Raw genomic sequence first — 18,613 nt, forward strand, 5'->3', positions numbered from 1 at the left:
AATCGCAGAATCGGACAGGAAGCCTCGCAACGCCACGGGCGGGGCACAGGCGCACCGTCGTGGCGTCGAATGGCGGTGAGCGGCGGCGGATGGCGACGAGCGGCAGTGAATGAGCGTAGTCCCCGGATCGATGGCACTATGCTCGTCAGCTTGCCGGACTTTCACCCAGCCGAATCCAGATCGGGAGAGATCGATGGCCGACAGACCGACTTCCAGCGCGTCCCCCGTTCGTTCGCTGGTACTGATTGCAGTCGTGGTGGCCGCGCTGGTCGCGGCCTTCGCCTTTACGGCCGGCTGGCTCTCGCCGGGCCGCCTGACGCCCGCCAGGATCGTCAACGGACTGGCGCCCCCCGGCGGCCCGACGCTCGGCTTTCGGCGCAATCATGCGAAGGGCATCTGTTTTACCGGCAGCTTCGAATCGAACGGCGCGGCATCGGCCCTGTCGACGGCACCGATGCTGGCGCCCGGCTCGTATCCGGTCACCGGACGTTTCAACCTCGCCACGCCGGACCCCAAAGCGCCGGACGCCGCCGTTCGGGTGCGCGGCCTCAGCTTGCGCATCGTCGCGCCGGACGGGCGCGAATGGCGCACCGCGATGATCGATGCGCCGTTCTTTGCGGTCTCCACACCGCAAGCGTTCTACGGTCTGCTGCAGGCTTCGGCCAACAAGCAAGACCCGGACGCCATGAAGAATTTCATCGGCGCGCATCCGGAGTTCGGCGCGTTCGTCGCGTGGGCCGGGAGTGCGCCGTGGACGGCTTCGTACGCGGAAGAGCGCTACAACAGCCTCAATAGCTTCATCTTCACGAATGCCGCGGGACAGGACCAGGCGGTGCGCTGGTCCTTCATTCCCGCCGCGCAGCCCGAGGCCGTCCCGCACGATCAGTTGAAGGCGCGCGACGCCGACTTCCTCGCCGCCGACATCACGCAACGGGTCCACAGCGCGCCGCAACGCTGGACGTTGGTCTTCACGCTCGCCAATCCCGGCGACCCGACCGCTGACCCGACCAAAGCCTGGCCGGACGATCGGCGCAAGGTGGAGGCGGGTACGCTGGTGGTCAATGCCATCGAGCCCGAGGCCGACGGGCCGTGTCGCGATATCAACTTCGATCCGACGGTGCTGCCGCCCGGCATGCACGTCTCGGACGATCCGTTTCCCGCCGCGCGCTCGGCCGCCTATGCCGTCTCGTTCGACCGGCGGACCGCTGAAGACAAGGACTATCCGCATCATCCGGCGGGAGGAGCCACGCCATGAACCCGATCCACGATCGCTTCACACCGCTGCAGCGCGCGCTTCACTGGCTGATGGCGGTTTGCATTCTGGCGATGCTGTTCATCGGCGTCGGGATGGTGTCCACCGTACGCCCGGATTATCTGTCGCTGGTGTCGATCCACAAACCGTTGGGCATGGTGATTCTCGTGCTGGCGCTGATTCGCCTCGTGGTGAGATTGATGCGCGGCGCACCGCCGTTGCCGGCGTCGATGCCGGAGCCGATGAAGTTGGCCGCCCATCTGTCGCATCTCGCGTTTTACGTGCTGATGATTGCGTTGCCGCTTCTGGGATGGGGCATGTTGTCGGCCGCGGATTATCCGGTGGTGGTGTTCGGGGTTCAGTTGCCGTCTATCCTGCCGCATAGCAATGGGCTGCACACGCTGCTGTGGAATGCGCACCGAGTGCTCGCGCTGTGTTTCTTCGCGCTGATCGTGCTTCATCTGGCGGCGGCGCTGTTGCATGCGCTGGTGAGGCGGGATGGCGTGTTTGAGACGATGGCGCGTTGGCGCTGAGGGGCGTGCGACGGTTTCATATCGGGAGTGATGCATGGGTGTGGTTTCACCGGCCGAGCTTTACCTTCAGGATTTTCACCAGCGCTTGCGTAGCGAACTGCTGCGGGCGGTGTCCTATCTGCGCCAAAGTGACGGAAAAATTGAAACGGGTTGGGGTCTGCGACTGGTTCGCGCGCAGGCGGCATAAAACCATCATCAGGTGATCGTCGCCCGTTTCGGCGGGCGATTGGCGTTCATGGCGCCCGTGAGGTTGCGATTTCGGTGCGGGAAATCGGTGCAGCGTTGCGCGGCACGCAAAGCTGCCTTGCGCAGCGAATGGGTTCTCTAAAAGGCGGCGCCAACCTATCGTTGAGTCCATCGACAACCCACCTTTCCGATGGAACGACACCATGACTCCCCACCTTTTCCGCCCCCTCAAGCTCGGCCGCTTCTCGCTCGATCATCGCGTGGCCATGGCGCCGCTGACGCGCTCGCGGGCCGGCCAGCCAGGCAATGTGCCGACCTCGATGAACGTCGAGTATTACCGGCAACGTGCCGGCGCGGCGCTGATCATCACCGAAGCCACGCAGATCTCGCAGCAAGGGCAGGGCTATGCATGGACGCCCGGCATTTACACGCCGGAACAGGTCGACGCGTGGCGCGCGGTCAGCGGCGCCGTGCATGCCGAAGGCGGCCGGATGTTTCTGCAGTTGTGGCATGTCGGCCGCGTTTCGCATCCGGTGTTTCAGCCTGACGGCGGATTGCCGGTCGCGCCGAGCGCGATGCCCGTGCCCGGCAAAACCTTCATCGTCGACGACGAAGGCAACGGCGTCTGGGGCGACATTCCCGTGTCGCAGGCACTGAGCGTCGCGGGGATCCGCGAGATCGTCGACGACTATCGCCGTGCCGCGCGCAATGCGATGTCGGCAGGCATGGACGGCGTGGAGATTCACGCGGGCAATGGCTATCTGCTCGATCAGTTCATCAATAGCGCGAGCAACCATCGCGACGATGAATACGGCGGCAGCATCGAGAACCGGGCGCGCCTGCTGCTCGATGTCGTCGAAGCGGTGTGCGATGAAGTCGGCGCGCAAAACGTGGCGGTGCGCCTCACGCCAATGGGCCGCTTCATGGGCATGGGCGACGATACGCCGGAAGCCACGTTCGGTTACATCGTGCGCCGTCTCGACGCGCTGAACCTCGCGTATCTGCACCTCGTGGAACCGGCGATGGTCGGCACCGTCAAGGACAACGACGTCGATCCGCGCTGGGACGCGATCATCAAGCAACTGCGCAGCGAGTTTCGCGGCGTGCTGATGCTTGCAGGTGGCTACGACGCCGCGACCGCGGAGGCCGCGCTCGTGTCCGGCCGCGCCGACATCATCGCGTTTGGCCGGCCGTTCATCGCGAATCCTGATCTGCCTGTCAGGTTGCGTGACGAGTTGCCGCTCAATGTGGCCGACAGCAGCACGTTCTTCGGTGGCGGTGAGGTGGGCTACATCGATTATCCGGCGCTGGTCTGAGGCTCGTCTGACGTGAGTGCCTGCGGCTCGCCGACGTTTGGGCGCCGCAGGTTTCTGGCGTGGTTGATCGAGGGAGCGGTCTGAGCGGGATGTTCCGCAACGAGGAAAGATCACATCGATTTCCATCGGCATCGATCCATCAAACGGATTGCGCCAAAATGTTATATGATGGTCATCATGAAAAAGCCATCCGTCCAGTCAAAACCCGCCAGCCGGAAGGAACTCACGCACGAGCGCATCGTGGAGGTCGCCGCGCGCGCGATTCGGCGCAGCGGCTATGACGGCACCGGTGTGGCCGACATCATGAAAGAGGCCGGGCTGACGCATGGCGGCTTTTATGCGCACTTTCCATCACGCGAGGCGTTGCTTGCCGAAGCGGCCGACCGCGCGGGAGCTGAAACCGTGGCCCTGTCGGAGCGCATCGCCGCTTCGGTGCCGCCGGAGCAGGCGTTGCCGTCCATGGTGCGCGCCTATCTGTCGAAAGAGCATTGCGACGGCATAGAGAACGGCTGCCCGATCTCCGCGCTCGGGTCGGAAATGCCTCGCCAGGCGCCGCTCGTCAGGCGTGCGGCCACTCGCCGCATCAAGGAAATGATCGACGTCGTTGCGCGCCAGTTGCCGGATTGGGGGCAGCCGGAGGCGCATGAAGAGGCGCTGACGATGATCGCCACGCTGGTCGGCACGCTGATGCTGGCGCGCGCCGTCGACGACCCCAAGTTGTCGGAAAGTTTTCGTGAAGCCGCATTGAAAAAACTCGCACCGACTGACGTGTGAACCCGCCGGCCGAGTGCCGGTTTTTGTTGGACATAAAATATGATGATCATCATATTTTATGTCCGTAAGCAGGCCATTTGCCCACGTGAAACGATCTCTCAGGAACGGAAGGACATCATGAAAACCCGCATAGCGCTCGTGACGGGCGCTTCGTCAGGCATCGGCGAAGCCACCGCAAAACGGCTGGCCCGAGCCGGCTACACGGTCTACGGCACCAGTCGCCACGGTGCGCAAGCCGGCGAGCGCCCCTTCCAGATGCTGCCGCTCGACGTGACCGACGAACAATCGGTCGAAGCGGCCGTCAACGAGGTGCTGCGCTTGCACGGCCGCATCGACCTGCTGGTGAACAACGCGGGCTTTGGTGTTGCCCCGGCCGCGGCGGAGGAGAGTTCGATCGACCAGGCCCGTGCGATCTTCGATACGAACTTCTTCGGGATCATCCGCATGACGCGCGCCGTCGTGCCTCACATGCGGCGGCAAGGCAGCGGCCGCATCGTGAACATCGGCTCCGTGCTGGGATTCCTGCCCATGCCCTACATGGCGCTGTATTCCGCGAGCAAACATGCGGTCGCGGGGTATTCCGAGTCGCTAGATCACGAGTTGCGCACGCAGGGCATCCGGGTGTCGGTCATTGAACCGGCCTACATCAAGACGCCTTTCGACGCGAACCTCATGGCGCCCGACGCGCCGCTCGACACCTACCGCGAGATTCGCGCCGCGGTGGACCAGCGCGTGAAGCAGGTGCTCGAAAGCGCCGACGGTCCCGACGTGGTGGCCGAAACCGTGCTGCGGGTGGCCATGGCGGCTCGTCCGAAGCTTCGCTATACGTCCGGTGGACTCGCGGCCCGTCTGCGATTGCTGCGCCGATTCGCACCGGCGGGTCTGGTGGACGCCGGCATTCGTAAAGATCTGCGGCTCAGCAGTTAGACCGTGGCCACTTCCCCATTCGCCATGCAGGCTGCCAGTCAGCGCTTGCTAGAAAACCTGACCCAACCGGAAACAGATAAGGAACCCAGATGAAGGCCTTTGTCGTCGACAAATATGGACGCAAGAACGGCATGCGGCCCGGCGATATGCCGATGCCGGAGCTGCGCGAGGACGATGTATTGATTCAGATCCACGCTGCCGGCGTGAACCCGCTCGATGCAAAGATCAGAGACGGCGCGTTCAAGCTCATTTTGCCCTACCGTTTGCCGCTGATTCTGGGTAACGATCTTGCCGGGGTTGTCGTCCGCGTCGGTTCGCGCGTGCGGCAATTCAAGGCTGGCGACGAGGTCTATGCGCGTCCGCACAAGGATCGCATCGGCACGTTCGCGGAATTCATCGCAGTCAAAGAAGATGGCGTGGCGCTCAAGCCCACGACGCTCACCATGGAGGAGGCCGCGTCGATCCCGCTCGTCGGCTTGACCGCCTGGCAGGCGCTGATCGAAAGAGCGCAACTGAAGCGAGGGCAGAAAGTGCTGATCCATGCCGGCTCAGGCGGGGTGGGCAGCTTTGCGATTCAACTGGCGAAGCAGGTGGGCGCAACCGTCGCGACGACAACGAGCGCGGGGAATGCCGAACTGGTGAAGCAACTCGGTGCGGATATCGTTATCGATTACAGGAAAGACGACTTTGCGACCATGCTGAAGGACTATGACGTCGTACTGGATACGCAAGGTGGCAATGCGCTTGAGAAATCGCTGCGCGTGCTTAAGCCAGGGGGCAAGCTGATCGGCATTGCCGGTCCGCCGGACCCCGATTTCGCAAAAGAGATGGGCGCCTCCTGGTTCCTGAAAACGGTGATGCGCTTGCTGAGTGCTCGCATCAGAAAAGCGGCGAAACGTCATGGCGTCAGCTATTCGTTTCTTTTTATGCGCGCCAGCGGGGAGCAGCTCAGCGAGATCGCTGCACTGGTCGACACGGGAGTCATACGGCCCGTCATCGATCGGATTTTCCCGTTCGAGTCGGCCAGGGAGGCTTTGGCTTACGTCGAAACGGGACGGACGAAGGGAAAGGTCGTCATCAAGATCCAATCTTGACGGATGATACTGATCTGTCACATCTTGACCAGTTCCACGCGACGATTTTTAGCGCGTCCCTCGTCGCTGGCATTATCCGCAATCGGCTGGTCTGCGCCAAACCCGACAGCAGTTAGCCGCGTTTTATCGATTCCCTTCGACACCAGATTCGATACCACCGCTTCCGCACGCTGCTGCGAGAGCGTCTTGTTGTGTGCGCCATTGCCGCTATTGTCGGTATGGCCTTCAACCGACAATTTGAGCCCGGTATCCTTGTTCAGCAATTTCGCGATCTCGTCGACTGCCGCCAATCCGTCGGTCTTGATCGAGGCCTGGTCCGTGTCGAAGTTGATGTACAGCGCGACATGTCCCTTGGCGTTCAATTCGCTCTGCATCGCGTCGGAGGTCACAAACCCGACTTGCTGTTGCATCGCCTTTTCTTCGATGGCCGTGACCTGAGTGGAGTTGCTGCTGGTGGTCACCGTGATCCAGACGGTCTTTGCCGGCGTGCGGATCAGGTAGGCGTCGTAGGCGCCGACATAGTCCTTCAACCCCAGCTTGTTGACGATCAGATCGCCGCTATCGCCGCCATTGGCCGCCACGAGCGCCGGATTGTCCGGCAGCACAGTATTCACCTTGACGCCGCCCAGCGCCTGGATGGCGGTCGCGTAGTTGCGTTGCGACGCGAACGGCGTCAATTGGGCGTCGGCATCCGCGAAACGGCGGCTTTCGATACGCCCCTCGACCGGCCGCAACTGATTTCCCGCAATGACATAGGTCCGGTCGAAATCGAACTTGTCGCTGAAACGTGCGCCTTCCGCGAGACCCTTCGGCCAGTCGAGGTAAGGAAAGGGAGGCAGTGCGGTACTGGAAAGCGGCACGCTGGCCGGGTCGAAAGCCGCGCTATGCACCGGCGCCGGCGGCGGTTCACTCGCTTTTACGGGCGCCGCTTGAGCCGCCGGGGAAACTCCGGTTTGCGGCGTCTGATTACTGCGTTTGCAGCCCAGAAGCGGAATGGCAACACATAGGGTAAGGGTAAATACAAATTTTAATTTTGATGACATGTTAAATGTGGATGTTTTGGCGGTGGAAGTTTTAACGGGTTTTCTAATTTTTGCCCCGGAGCAATAAAATACGCGAAAAACCCGAAGTCGTTCGAAAAATAAGTTTGCATAGCGTAAAACCGATGTGATCGGTCGTTGAGGTTAAATGAAACGGCCTGAGTTTTTGTTCTACCCCGCACTGGTCAATCCAATAATGAAATCAAGAAACACCCGCGTTTTAGCCGGTGTATGGTGCCGCGATGGATGGTACGCATAGAGCGGGAAGCGCTCGTCCGGCCAGTCCGCGAAAAGCTGGACCAGCCGCCCCTCCTGAATCAGATGCTCGGATCCCAGCAGCAGCATCTGCGCAATGCCGGAACCGGCCAGACAGGCGTTGATGAGCGCGCTCGGATCATTGACCGTCAACCGGCCATTCGTGTCGACAATCAGCTTCTTGCGTTTGCGATGAAATTCCCACGGAAACGGCTTCCCGGTTTCCGGGTTGCGGAATTCCAGGCATCGGTGCGCGCCGTTCTCCAGTTCTTGCGGCTCCGTAGGGCGCCCACGGCGCGCGAGGTACGAGGGCGCCGCGACCGTCACAACCGGCGTGTCGAGCAGCTTGCGCGCCACCAGCGTGGATGAACGCGGTTCGCCGAATCGCAAGGCCAGATCGAAACCGTCCACGATCAGATCGCCAAGCTGATCGCGCGCAATGAACTCGAGTTCGAGCTCGGGGTGCGCATCCATGAATGCATCGAGCCGCGTGCCCAGAATGATTCGCGACGAGACGGGGTCGAGATTGATCCGCAGCTTCCCGCGCACGGTCGTGGCGCCGCCGGTGGCGGAGGCGGCGGCTTCCTCGATCCCTCTCAAGTGCGGCATGACCTGTTCGTAGAACCGCCGGCCTTCTTCGGTCAGCGAAACGGAGCGGGTCGTTCGATTGAAGAGCCGTATTTTCAGCCGCTTTTCGAGTCGCGCGATCGCCCGGCTCACGCCAGGCGGCGACATACCTATCGAATCGGCCGCGGCGGCGAACGTCCCCGCATCGACCACCGCGGCGAACACGCCGATCCCGCTGGAGAGGTTTTCACTGGACGATCTCATCGGCGCTCCATTCCGGACATTGAGGCGATCTACGGCTACGGCGGATTAGTAACTTTGTGTCACCTCACAAGTGTAATTCATGTCATTTAGTTTCTCTTCGCGTTTACCGACAATGCAGTTCAGCAACACGTCGCAGCGCGGGTCGCGTCAGTTGGGTGGGCCTTCTGAGCGGACTACCCATGCGCCGGCATTCAATCAGACAAGGAAATCAGATCATGTACGCAATCACTGGCATTACCGGCAAAGTCGGCGGCGCGCTGGCGCGCACGCTGCTGTCGGCCCATCTCCCCGTGCGCGCCGTGGTGCGCGATGCGACGCGCGCCCAGGCATGGGCCGAGCGCGGCTGCGAACTGGCGGCCGCCAATATGGATGACGCCAAGTCGCTCGCCGCGGCGTTCGAAGGGGCCACCGGCGTTTTTATCCTGCCGCCGTCCGAATTCGATCCGTCGCCCGGCTTTCCTGAGGCGCGCGTTTTCATCGACGCGGTGAAGACGGCGCTCGCCGCGGCGCGTCCCGGCAAGGTGGTCTGTCTTTCGACGATTGGCGCGCAAGCCGTCCAATCGAATCTGCTGACCCAGCGCACGCTGATGGAAGAGGCACTCAACGAACTGCCGATGCCGGTGACTTTTCTACGTCCCGGCTGGTTCCTGGAAAACGCCGCATGGGACGTCGCTCCGGCGCGTGACGAAGGCGTGCTGCACAGTTTTCTGCAACCGCTCGACAAACCGGTCCCCATGGTCGCCACGGCGGATGTGGGCCGCGTCGCCGCGCAATTGCTGCAGGAGACCTGGAGCGGCAAGCGTGTGGTGGAACTGGAAGGACCGCATCGGGTGAGCCCGAACGATCTTGCCTCGGCGCTCGCCGCGATTCTCGGACGCCCGGTTCACGCCGAGGCCGTTGCGCGCGACACGTGGGAGTCGTTGTTCAGAGGGCAGGGCATGAAAGAGCCGATGCCGCGCATCCGGATGCTCGATGGTTTTAACGAAGGCTGGATCGACTTCGAAGGCGATGAGGCCAGCGTCATCAAAGGCCGTGTGACAATGGAGACGGTGTTGCGGGAACTGGTGTCGCAAGCCGAGGTAACCTATCCGCACTGAATGCAGCATTTCCACGACAGGGATCGCGTCCTGTCGTGACTCGACTTGACGGAGCCCGCCATGAGCAAAGATTCTTCAGCCCCTCCGGGGGATTTGTCGTTAGGCGGCAGCCGACACCATCAGGTGTATCCCACGCTCGACGATAGACAACTGGCGATCCTGGAGCGATATGGTGAGCGACGCAAGCTGAAAGCGAACGACATTCTCTACGCCGAAGGCGAGCGGCACACGGCCATGTTCGTCATTCTGTCCGGCACGATCGAGGCAAGCCGAACCTCCGTTCGGGGCACTCAGGTCCTGGGCACGCATGGTCCCGGCAATTTCACGGGCGAGGTCGGCACGCTCGCCGGCCGCGCCGCCGCGGCCAATGCGCGCGCCATCTCCGATTGCGAGGTCCTGGTGATCGACGAGGAATCGCTGCGCACGCTCGTGGTGGCCGAAGCGGAGTTGAGCGAAACCATCATGCGCGCGTATATCCTGCGCCGGGTCGCCTTCATTCAGGGCATGCATGCCGGTGTGATGGTGATCGGCAGCACTGCCTCGGCCGCTACGCATCATGTGCGTCACTTTCTGAGCCGCAACGGTCAGCCGTCGGCGTACTTCGATATCGTCGAGCATGCCGAGACCAAAGACCTGCTGGCGCGTTATGAGGTCACGGTCGCCGACATCCCCGTTGTGGTCACGTCGCAAGGCACGGTGCTCAGGCAGCCCAGCAACCGGGCCGTCGCCGATGCGATCGGTCTGAGTCCGGACCGGTTGAATGGCGCGTCGTTCGATCTCGTCGTGGTGGGCGCGGGGCCGGCGGGACTTGCGGCCGCGGTTTATGCCGCGTCGGAGGGATTGAAGGTCGCGGTCCTGGATGTGAAGGCGCCGGGCGGGCAGGCCGGCACCAGTTCGAAGATTGAAAACTATTTCGGTTTTCCGACCGGCATATCGGGGCAGGCGTTGGCCGGCCGAGGCCTGTCGCAATGCCGCAAGTTCGGGGCTGAAGTCGGCGTGCCGATCGAGGCGTTGACGATCGACTGCGACGACGGCCGGGCCTTTCACATCGGGCTCAACTATGACGAGATGGTTCACGCGCGTGCTGTCGTGATCGCGACCGGTGCACGTTATCGGAAGCCGGAGATCAACCGGCTGGAAGAATTCGAAGGGCGCGGCATTTACTACAGCGCCACCTTCATGGAGGCGGCGCTTTGCAACAACCACGAGGTGATCGTGGTGGGCGGCGGGAATTCGGCCGGACAGGCCGCCGTATTTCTCGCGAAGTTCGCAAAGCATGTGCATGTCGTGATTCGCGGCGAAGGACTCAGTGCGAGCATGTCGGATTACCTGATCCGACGCATCAACGTCGCGTCCAACATCACGCTTCATGCGAAGACGACGATCGTCGAGTTGTGCGGCGAGTCGCAACTCGAGGCGATCAAGTGGGATCGGCAGGGGCGGATCGAACACCAGTCTGTGCGGCATGTGTTTCTTTTTCTGGGCGCCCAGCCGAGCACTAAGTGGCTCGGAGATTGCGTCGCGCTGGACAAGGCGGGGTTCGTGCTGACCGGCGCGGCGACCGGAGGCGAATGGAACGCGGCGCGGCCGCCGCATGATCTCGAGACCAGCACACCGGGTATCTTTGCGGCCGGCGACGTGCGCAGCGGCTCCGTCAAGCGAGTGGCGGCCGCAGTGGGCGAGGGCGCGGCCGCTATTCAGGCCGTTCATCAATACCTCGCAAGCTGAGCGCGGGTAGTGCGACAGCCGCCGCTACGGCGCTCCATTGCTCATTGCACATGTGCGAGGTGTGTCGGCGCTGTCGCTACGCGTCGCTCAAGGCGCGCTCGATGATCGATACGAGTTCCGGCCGAGCGCTGCGAACGGTGGTGAACCCCGATACGGCAATGGCAAGCTGAGGCGCGTAATAGACCACCGTTCCCCAGAATCCGGCGTGCGAATAGCATGCGGTGCCGGCGACCTCACCGACGGCGATGCCTAGCCGATAGGTATCGGCACCTTCATGTTCGCCCTGCCGAAGCATCTCGACCAGCGTGTGCGGCTTGTCGAATACACGGCCTTCAAACAGATCTTTTGTCAACGCAGCAAGATCGCGTGCGGACGTGACCAGACCTCCGCCGCCATAGAGGTCCATGGTGGCATCGATGTCGGTAACGTCTATGTCGCCGAAGAATTGCCGCGCGCGAGGCTCAATGTCGGACGGCGGCTGTTCGAGTACTTCCCACCATGTCGATCGCAGTCCCCGTTGTTCAAAGCGTAAGGCTTTTCGAACTGCCGCTGCAAGCGTTTGACCCGTTGTCCGTTCAACGATATCGCCCAGCAGGATGTAACCCGTGTCGGAGTATTGAAACCGGGTGCCGGGTTCGCTTTGAGGCCCGGCGTATCGAGTCGATAAACGGACCTGCTCTTCGCGTGTCCACTGATGATGCGGCTTGGCAAGCACGGTCTGCATGAAACGCGGATCGTCGCCGTGATCGTAGAGTCCGGCGCTATGTGCCATGAGATGACGCACCGTTATCCGCTCAGTGCGATAGCCGCCGGATTGCAGCAGCGAGATCAGGCTCGGCGTGGCAACAGATGCGATCGATGCATCGAGATCGATCTCGCCTTGCTCCCACAGTCTCAGCATGGCTGCCGCGACGAACGTTTTCGTATTGCTGGCAATCCGCAGGGGTGTGTCGACGGTCAACGGCCGGTTGATCGATGCGTCGGCCATGCCAACCGCTGCGCCAAACGGCACCGGCATACCGTTGCCCGTGACGAACAGCGCCATGGGCGCGCTCGCTCCGCTCAAGTCCGCGACGATCTTTTCCGATTTCAAATGCGTCTCCGCGATGAAGGCATGACGGGTCGCTACCGCCTCACCGCTTTGACACGCCACCGAGATGCTCGGCCAGAAACGCTTCCATGACCTCATAGAACTCGTACTGGTTCTCTTCGTTGTGGAAGCCGTGCCCTTCGTTTTCCTTGAGCACGTACTTGACGTCCACACCGCGGGCCCGCAAAGCGTCGACGATCTGATCGCTTTCGGCCTGTTTGACGCGCGGATCGTTCGCGCCTTGCGCGACCAGCAGCGGCGTCACGATCCGGTCCGCGAAGAACAGCGGCGACGCATCGTGCAAGGCCTTCTTGCCTGCTTCGGTGCGCGGATCGCCGATCATCTCGTACATCATGTCGATCATCGGCTTCCAGTACGGCGGCAGCGATTCGAGCAACGTGAAGAGGTTCGATACGCCGACATAGTCGACAGCCGCCGCGTAGCGATCCGGCGTGAACGCCACGCCCGCCAGCGTCGCGTAACCACCGTAACTCGCCCCGTAAATACCCACGCGCGCCGGATCGACAATGCCTTGCGACACGAGCCAGTCGACGCCGTCGTCGATATCGTTCTGCATCGTGCGGCCCCATTGCCCGAAGCTCGCTTCCCAGAAAGCGCGGCCATAGCCGACCGAGCCGCGGAAGTTGAGCTGCACGACCGCATAGCCGCGATTCGCCAGCAGTTGCGCTTCGACGTTGAAGCCCCACGTGTCTCGTGCCCACGGTCCGCCATGCGGATTGACGATCAGCGGCAAGGGCTTCGCGACGGGTTGCCCGAGCTCGTATCCCGCCGGCAAGGTCAGATAGCCGTTGATCTGCAAGCCGTCGCGCGAGGTGAAATGAATCGGCGACATCGGCACCATATCGGCCGGGTCGAGCCAGGGTTTCAAGTCCGCCAGCTTGACGAGATGCTGGCGTTCGACGTCATAGAGCCAGGTCGAGCCGGCCGAACGGTCGCTCGCGGCATGCACGATCACGCGCGACTCGTCGCGCGTCAAACTGGTGATGTGGACTTCCTGGCCCGGCAACTGACGCTCGAGATCGGCGATCACGTCGCGCGCCCAGTCGTCGAAGAAATGGCGATGAGTCCGGTCGTCCACGTAGGACGCCGCGATCAGCACGCGGCGATGTTCCGAATACGTGAAACTGGTCACGTCGACATGCCCGGTCTCGAACAGCAACGCGCCTTCCTGGCCCGTTTGCGGATCGAATTCGAAAATGGCGACCTTGTCGCGGCCACGATTCGACATGACGTAGAGCGCTTTATTGTCGAACGTGAAAAACACCGGCTCGAGGGTCTCGCGGAAGTCGGTCGTGACGATTGGCCGGAAAGGCTCGCTCTCGACGTCGCGGAAGTGCAGGGTCTGGTTGACGCCGTCCGACGCAATCGCGACGCGCAAGCGCCCCTCGTGATCCGTCATCCAGCCCATGATATTGCCGGGGTTCTCGGCGATCTGCGTGAGCTCGCCGGTCCTGACGTCGGCGCGAAACACGTCGAAGACCTGCGGATCGCGACGATTCATCTGGATCAACACATGGCGGTCATCGTTGCGCAGATCGTCGACAATGCCGGCGCGCACGCCGTCGAACGGTGTCAGGTCACGCGGCTCGCCGCCGTTGATCGGCACCGACAGCACATGAAAGTTCTCGTCGCCGCCGAAGTCCTTGACGAACAGAATCTGGTCGTTGCCTTTCCATGAGTGGCCGGGCACGTCGCGCTCGGTTTCATTGGTCAACGGACGCGGCTCGCCCACGAGCGCGCCGTTGGCATCGATTTCCTGCACGAAGATGTTCTGGCGGCCGGAGCGGCGTGCGAGAAAGGACAGGTGCCGTCCGTCAGGGGCGATGGTGAACGAGTGCTGGTCGGGTCGGCGGAAAAAGTCTCGCACCGGGTACTGCCTGACCGCGCCGTCGTGGCCCTTAACGTTGTCTCGACCTTCTGCGACCATGCCTGCCTCCGTGAGTAAAAGTGCATTTGAACACGAGAGGCGGCGTTATGTCGCGAGTCGAGGCAAAGCGGCTTTGCACGCAATGAGTTGATCGTCGGTCGTGGCCACGAGCCACAAGCGGGCGTGCTCGGTGATCTGGCGGTTGTGATCTTTCAGCGGACCCATCGCGGCAGCGGCTTTCCAAACCACCGGCGCGGCGCGGCTTTTTCTGCCCGACGCGGCGCCCACCAGCAGGCAATAAGGACCCAGAGGCAGCGACACGAACGGCAGGGCGGGACTGGTGCGCACGCGCCAGTCGATGAAGGGCGCGTCACTGATCAGCAGCGGCGTGGGCAGCCCGTAAAGCACGCTGAAGTCGTACAGCGCGAGTTGCTCCCGTGCATCGCTGTAGAGCCGCCGTATATCGTCGACCACCGCTGCGCGGATTTCGTCGTCGAACATGGCTTCCTGCGCGTAACGCGCGAGCGCCTCGCGAGCGGCGCTCTGATAGGCGGAGAACAGGCCGAGTTCGAGGCAGTCTTCCACCGCGCGTGAGACCTCGGCCGCGGAGCCGGCTTCTTCCGGTTTGCCCAATTGCGCGGCTTTGAGGAATCGCGCCAGTCCCGCTTCCTGGATCGCGGGTCCGTGCGCGGAGGGATCGTCGGCGGCCTGCTTGTCGAGCGGCACGTAAATGTATTCTTCGGACGCGAAGTGCGATTTCTTGCCTTCGTCGAACTTGATCTCGCCGTCGGCGAAGTCCAGATAGCGAGTGCCGATCCGGCCATGCTCCCAGATCCAGTTCTTCAGTAGCGGACGTAGCGGATGCAACCTGTCTTGACCAGCCATTGAAGTCTCCTAGTGCCACAGTGCAGTTAGCTGCTCTCACCCGCGGCAAAAAATTCGCTCACACGCTCGCTTGCCACCTCCCATAGGGCAGGTGAGCCGCGCGCGATCACGGGGCCGTACCTTTCCATGACCTGCTGTTGCGTGACCCCGTTCTCAGTCCATGTTCCACCGTTCGATAGGGTATTGATCAACAGGGGTTGCAATCGATCCAGCGCTTTGGCGAAGATTGCCTCGGGGGTTTGCGCGGCTTCGAATTCGCGCCAGAGTTCGAGCAGTTCGCGCCCCTGGTGTTCGGGCAGTAGCCCAAAAATTCGTTCGGCGGCATGTTGCTCCGCCTCGGCGATCTGCGTGGCCTGCCCGCTGGATGAATGCATCGGATGATCGCCTGCGTCGATCTCGACAATGTCGTGCACGAGCAGAAGTTTGACGACGTGGAGGGTGTCGACGGCTTCCCTGGCGTGCGCCGAGAGAACGAGCGCGAACAGGCTCAGATGCCAGGAATGTTCCGCCGAGTTTTCCTTGCGGCTCTGATCGATCAGTGGAGACTGCCGCAGAATCGACTTCAGCTTGTCCAGTTCCACGAGAAAGGCAAGCTGCTGTGCGATTTGATCAGTGGGTAGGGAAGTCATGGACGGCACATTGATGGGTGTGAATGGGGAGAGCTTACCGATCTTCTTCGTGAGGTGCTGCGATTCGGCTGACGGTTGATGGTTCAGGGTTGGCGTTTGCCGCGGCCGCCAGCGGGTTTGCCCGCCGGCTTATGTGAACCCGCAACTGGCTTGCTGGCGGGTTTGCCGCGGGGTTTCTGCGCGCTGAAGGGGCTACCGCTGGACAAGCTTTTTCCGCTCGTGCCGCTCGTGCCGCTTTTGCCTTTACCCGCGGCCACGGCGCGCGGCGCCGCTTGCGGCACTTTCGGCTTCTTGGGCTTTTTGGGTTTCTTGATGATCTCGCCCGTGGCGCTAGTTTGCGGCACGCGGTGTTCGGCTTCAAAACCCGGCTCTTCTTCACGGCGCAGCGTTTGCCGGATCAGCGCTTCGATCGCGGCCAGTTGCGGTGCTTCATCGGCACACACGAGGGACACTGCCACGCCGCTGGCGCCCGCGCGGCCGGTACGGCCAATACGGTGCACATAGTCTTGCGCCACGATCGGCAGATCGACGTTGATCACCAGCGGCAGATCGTCGATATCCAGTCCGCGTGCAGCCACGTCGGTGGCGACCAGCATAGAGACTTCGCCCGTCTTGAAGCGCTCCAGCGCACGCAGGCGCGCGGGCTGCGGTTTGTCGCCGTGGATGGTGTCGACCGCATAGCCCGCTTCATCCAGCATGGCCGCCAGGTAATCCACGCCATTGCGGGTTTTGACGAACACCAGCGCGTGCGTCCAGTTGTTCTCCGCCACCAGGTGCATGAAAAGGTCGGGCTTGTTCTTTTTATCCACCAGCACCACCCACTGCTTGATCCTGCTGGCCGTGGCATTGGGCGGGCTGACGCTGATATCGACCGGGCCGCGCAGAATGCCCGCCGCCATGGCGCGGATATCGTCGGTAAACGTGGCAGAGAACAGCAGGGTCTGGCGCTGAGTGGGCAACGCAGCAAAGACGGCGTTGAGTTCGCGCTCGAAGCCCAGATCCAGCATGCGGTCTGCTTCATCCAGCACCAGCGTTTGTACCTGATCGAACTGCACGGCGTTCTGGCGATGGAGATCCAGCAAACGGCCCGGCGTGGCAACGAGCACGTCCACGCCCTTGCGCAACTTCATCATCTGCGGGTTGATACTCACGCCGCCGTAGGCCGCCAGAAATCGTAAGTCGAGGCCTTTGCCGTATTCGATAAAGCTTTGCAGCAATTGTTCGGCCAGTTCACGCGTGGGCACCAGCACCAGAACCCGCGCGCGGTTGCTGGACACTGCCGGGCCGTGTTGCACCAGGCGTTGCAACAGCGGCAGCGCAAAACCCGCCGTTTTGCCGGTGCCGGTCTGTGCCGCGGCCATGACGTCCTTGCCACTGAGCACAGCGGGAATCGCCTTGGCCTGCACCGGCGTAGGTGTCTGGTAATTGAGGTCCTGCAGATTACGCAGCAAGGGATCGATCAGGCCAAGCGAGGCAAAAGACATTGGCGTATTCCGGGCTAAAGGCGCAATTCTAGCGGTTACCGGTTGATTGCGGCGCGCAGAACGCGGGTCAAACTTGCCCAAAGCCCCGCTCGCTTAGTCGTTCGTCGAGCCCGCCCAGGTGCCTGGCGTGCGGCCCGCCCACGGCAAACTCGCTTCGAGTTGCCCCGCAACACGGAATAGCAGATCTTCCCGACCGGCCGACGCAACGAACTGCATGCCGATCGGCAGACCGCTCGCTTCGTCGTTAAAGAGCGGCAACGACATGGCAGGCAATCCGGCTGCGTTGAATACCGGTGCGAACGGCGAACTACCGAAAACGCGGTCAGTCCATTCGTGTCCGCTCATCGTCTCCGCGCCGAGTGCGTAGGTGCCGATACGTGGCGCGAGATCAGGCAAGGTCGGCGTCAGCAGTACATCGTAGCGGGAGAAGAACGCTGCCACGCTTCGGGTTACGGCATTGCGCAGATCCAGCGCGCGGATGATGTCGATGCCGCTGATCCCGCGTCCCGTTCGATACACCGCGAGTGTCTGCGGTTCGAGTGTGGTCGCGTCGATTTTGCGGCTGGTCAGCGCCGCCATGTCGTCGATCCATGCCGCGATGTTGACGGCCCACAGTACCGAGCTTGCATGAACAAACGCTTCCCAGCTCACGCCTAGCGGCATGTCCGCTTCTTCGACCTCGTGATCCAGCGACGCGCAAAGTTGGGCCGTTGCCGCAAGACGTTCGAGGACCACGGGCTGAGTACGCTGGCCGCCCCAAGCCTGTGACAGCATGCCGATTCGCAAGCTGCCCGGCGGCGTGCTCACCTGGTCCAGATACCGCGAGGTGGGCGGTGCGATCGTGAAGGCCTCTCCATCTGTTGCCCCCTGCACGGCGTCGAGCAACGCGGCGCTGTCACGCACCGAGCGACTGACGCCGAGCTGTACCGCAAGACCGTTGATGGCTTCGTCCAATGCAGGACCGTTCGAGACGCGGCCACGCGTCGGCTTCAGACCGAACACGCCGGAACTGGCCGATGGAATGCGAATCGACCCGGCTGCGTCGGTTGCATGAGCGAGCGGCACGATGCCCGCCGCGACCGCTGCCGCCGCGCCACCGCTGGAGCCTCCCGCGCCGTGTTCGAGATTCCACGGGTTGCGCGTGGCGCCGCATAGCGCGGATTCCGTCGTGCCGCTCCACGCGAATTCGGGAATGGTCGTACGTCCGAGCGTGACGAGGCCGGCGCTGCGAAAGCGCTGCATCAGAATCGAATCCGCGGCGGGCGTGAAACCTGAGGACAGACGGCTGCCGAATTCGAGCTTCCTGCCGGCCATGGTCACGCCGACGTCCTTGATAAGGAACGGTACGCCCGCGAGCGGCGACCGACTCGTTAGCGCTGGCGCGACATCCGCAAGTTCCGGCTGCCATGTTTCGATCACTGCGTTGATCTGCGGGTTCACCGATTCGCAAGCGCGCAGGGCCGTGTCGGCGAGCTCTTGCGGACTCAGTTCGCCGCGACTGACCAGTTGGCCCAGACCGACAGCGTCGTAGCTGACGTACTCCGACAGTTTCATCATGGAATGCTCCCAGGCGATGGCAAACACGGTAGGGCCGCGATGCCGTC

General features: G+C 62.5%; 17 protein-coding genes. 8 read left to right on the forward strand and 9 right to left on the reverse strand.

Annotation, left to right across the window (positions count from 1 at the left end):
* Positions 1–193: 193 nt before the first annotated feature.
* Positions 194–1,255, forward strand: a complete 1,062-nt coding sequence (locus GGD40_RS33250) for a catalase family peroxidase (protein WP_179746536.1) — start codon at positions 194–196, stop codon at positions 1,253–1,255.
* Positions 1,252–1,785: a cytochrome b gene (locus tag GGD40_RS33255; protein ID WP_179709779.1), complete on the forward strand. Its 534-nt coding sequence runs from the start codon at positions 1,252–1,254 to the stop codon at positions 1,783–1,785. Before GGD40_RS33250 ends, GGD40_RS33255 begins: the two co-directional genes overlap by 4 nt.
* A 46-nt stretch (positions 1,786–1,831) precedes the next feature.
* On the opposite strand, the gene GGD40_RS33260 is transcribed toward GGD40_RS33255, so the two are convergent.
* The gene (locus GGD40_RS33260; RefSeq protein WP_179746537.1) at positions 1,832–2,176 is read right to left on the reverse strand and encodes a hypothetical protein; all 345 of its coding nucleotides are present in this window, start codon (positions 2,174–2,176) and stop codon (positions 1,832–1,834) included.
* Here GGD40_RS33260 and GGD40_RS33265 point away from each other — a divergent pair.
* The 4 genes from GGD40_RS33265 to GGD40_RS33280 all read left to right on the forward strand — a co-directional run bounded on the left by GGD40_RS33265 (position 2,175) and on the right by GGD40_RS33280 (position 6,082).
* Positions 2,175–3,287, forward strand: coding sequence for an alkene reductase (locus GGD40_RS33265; protein WP_179746538.1), 1,113 nt, complete (start codon positions 2,175–2,177; stop codon positions 3,285–3,287). The genes GGD40_RS33260 and GGD40_RS33265 overlap by 2 nt on opposite strands.
* A gap of 165 nt (positions 3,288–3,452) precedes the next feature.
* A complete protein-coding gene (locus tag GGD40_RS33270) occupies positions 3,453–4,061 on the forward strand; it encodes a TetR/AcrR family transcriptional regulator (RefSeq protein WP_179746539.1) in 609 nt (202 codons plus the stop codon).
* Between the two features lie 117 nt (positions 4,062–4,178).
* The gene (locus GGD40_RS33275; RefSeq protein ID WP_179746541.1) at positions 4,179–4,988 is read left to right on the forward strand and encodes an oxidoreductase; all 810 of its coding nucleotides are present in this window, start codon (positions 4,179–4,181) and stop codon (positions 4,986–4,988) included.
* Positions 4,989–5,077: 89 nt separating this feature from the next.
* A complete protein-coding gene (locus tag GGD40_RS33280) occupies positions 5,078–6,082 on the forward strand; it encodes an NADP-dependent oxidoreductase (protein ID WP_179746543.1) in 1,005 nt (334 codons plus the stop codon).
* Between the two features lie 17 nt (positions 6,083–6,099).
* Here the strand turns inward: GGD40_RS33280 and GGD40_RS37285 are convergent, their stop codons facing one another.
* Together GGD40_RS37285 and GGD40_RS33290 are read right to left on the reverse strand one after the other, a co-directional pair.
* Positions 6,100–6,972, reverse strand: a complete 873-nt coding sequence (locus tag GGD40_RS37285) for an OmpA family protein (protein WP_179746545.1) — start codon at positions 6,970–6,972, stop codon at positions 6,100–6,102.
* Positions 6,973–7,293: 321 nt separating this feature from the next.
* Positions 7,294–8,208 (reverse strand): LysR family transcriptional regulator, encoded by a 915-nt coding sequence (locus tag GGD40_RS33290; RefSeq protein ID WP_179746546.1) that lies wholly within the window; start codon positions 8,206–8,208, stop codon positions 7,294–7,296.
* Positions 8,209–8,423: 215 nt separating this feature from the next.
* On the opposite strand from GGD40_RS33290, the gene GGD40_RS33295 reads away from it, so the two are divergent.
* Complete coding sequence (locus tag GGD40_RS33295) at positions 8,424–9,305, forward strand: NmrA family NAD(P)-binding protein (RefSeq protein WP_179746548.1); 882 nt, start codon at positions 8,424–8,426, stop codon at positions 9,303–9,305.
* 60 nt (positions 9,306–9,365) lie between these two features.
* A complete protein-coding gene (locus GGD40_RS33300; protein WP_179746550.1) occupies positions 9,366–11,033 on the forward strand; it encodes an FAD-dependent oxidoreductase in 1,668 nt (555 codons plus the stop codon).
* 76 nt (positions 11,034–11,109) lie between these two features.
* Here GGD40_RS33300 and GGD40_RS33305 read toward each other — a convergent pair whose 3' ends face one another.
* The 6 genes from GGD40_RS33305 to GGD40_RS33330 all read right to left on the reverse strand — a co-directional run bounded on the left by GGD40_RS33305 (position 11,110) and on the right by GGD40_RS33330 (position 18,566).
* A complete protein-coding gene (locus tag GGD40_RS33305; protein ID WP_257030656.1) occupies positions 11,110–12,126 on the reverse strand; it encodes a serine hydrolase domain-containing protein in 1,017 nt (338 codons plus the stop codon).
* Positions 12,127–12,166: 40 nt separating this feature from the next.
* Positions 12,167–14,071: a S9 family peptidase gene (locus GGD40_RS33310; RefSeq protein ID WP_179746552.1), complete on the reverse strand. Its 1,905-nt coding sequence runs from the start codon at positions 14,069–14,071 to the stop codon at positions 12,167–12,169.
* Between the two features lie 45 nt (positions 14,072–14,116).
* The gene (locus GGD40_RS33315; protein WP_179746554.1) at positions 14,117–14,896 is read right to left on the reverse strand and encodes a hypothetical protein; all 780 of its coding nucleotides are present in this window, start codon (positions 14,894–14,896) and stop codon (positions 14,117–14,119) included.
* Between the two features lie 26 nt (positions 14,897–14,922).
* Positions 14,923–15,525, reverse strand: coding sequence for an HD domain-containing protein (locus GGD40_RS33320; RefSeq protein WP_179709754.1), 603 nt, complete (start codon positions 15,523–15,525; stop codon positions 14,923–14,925).
* 83 nt (positions 15,526–15,608) lie between these two features.
* A complete protein-coding gene (locus GGD40_RS33325) occupies positions 15,609–17,009 on the reverse strand; it encodes a DEAD/DEAH box helicase (protein ID WP_179746556.1) in 1,401 nt (466 codons plus the stop codon).
* A 93-nt stretch (positions 17,010–17,102) separates the two neighbouring features.
* Positions 17,103–18,566: an amidase gene (locus GGD40_RS33330; protein WP_373565397.1), complete on the reverse strand. Its 1,464-nt coding sequence runs from the start codon at positions 18,564–18,566 to the stop codon at positions 17,103–17,105.
* Positions 18,567–18,613 lie beyond the last annotated feature (47 nt).

Source organism: Paraburkholderia bryophila, from assembly GCF_013409255.1.
In the GTDB taxonomy this organism is placed as follows: Bacteria; Pseudomonadota; Gammaproteobacteria; order Burkholderiales; family Burkholderiaceae; genus Paraburkholderia.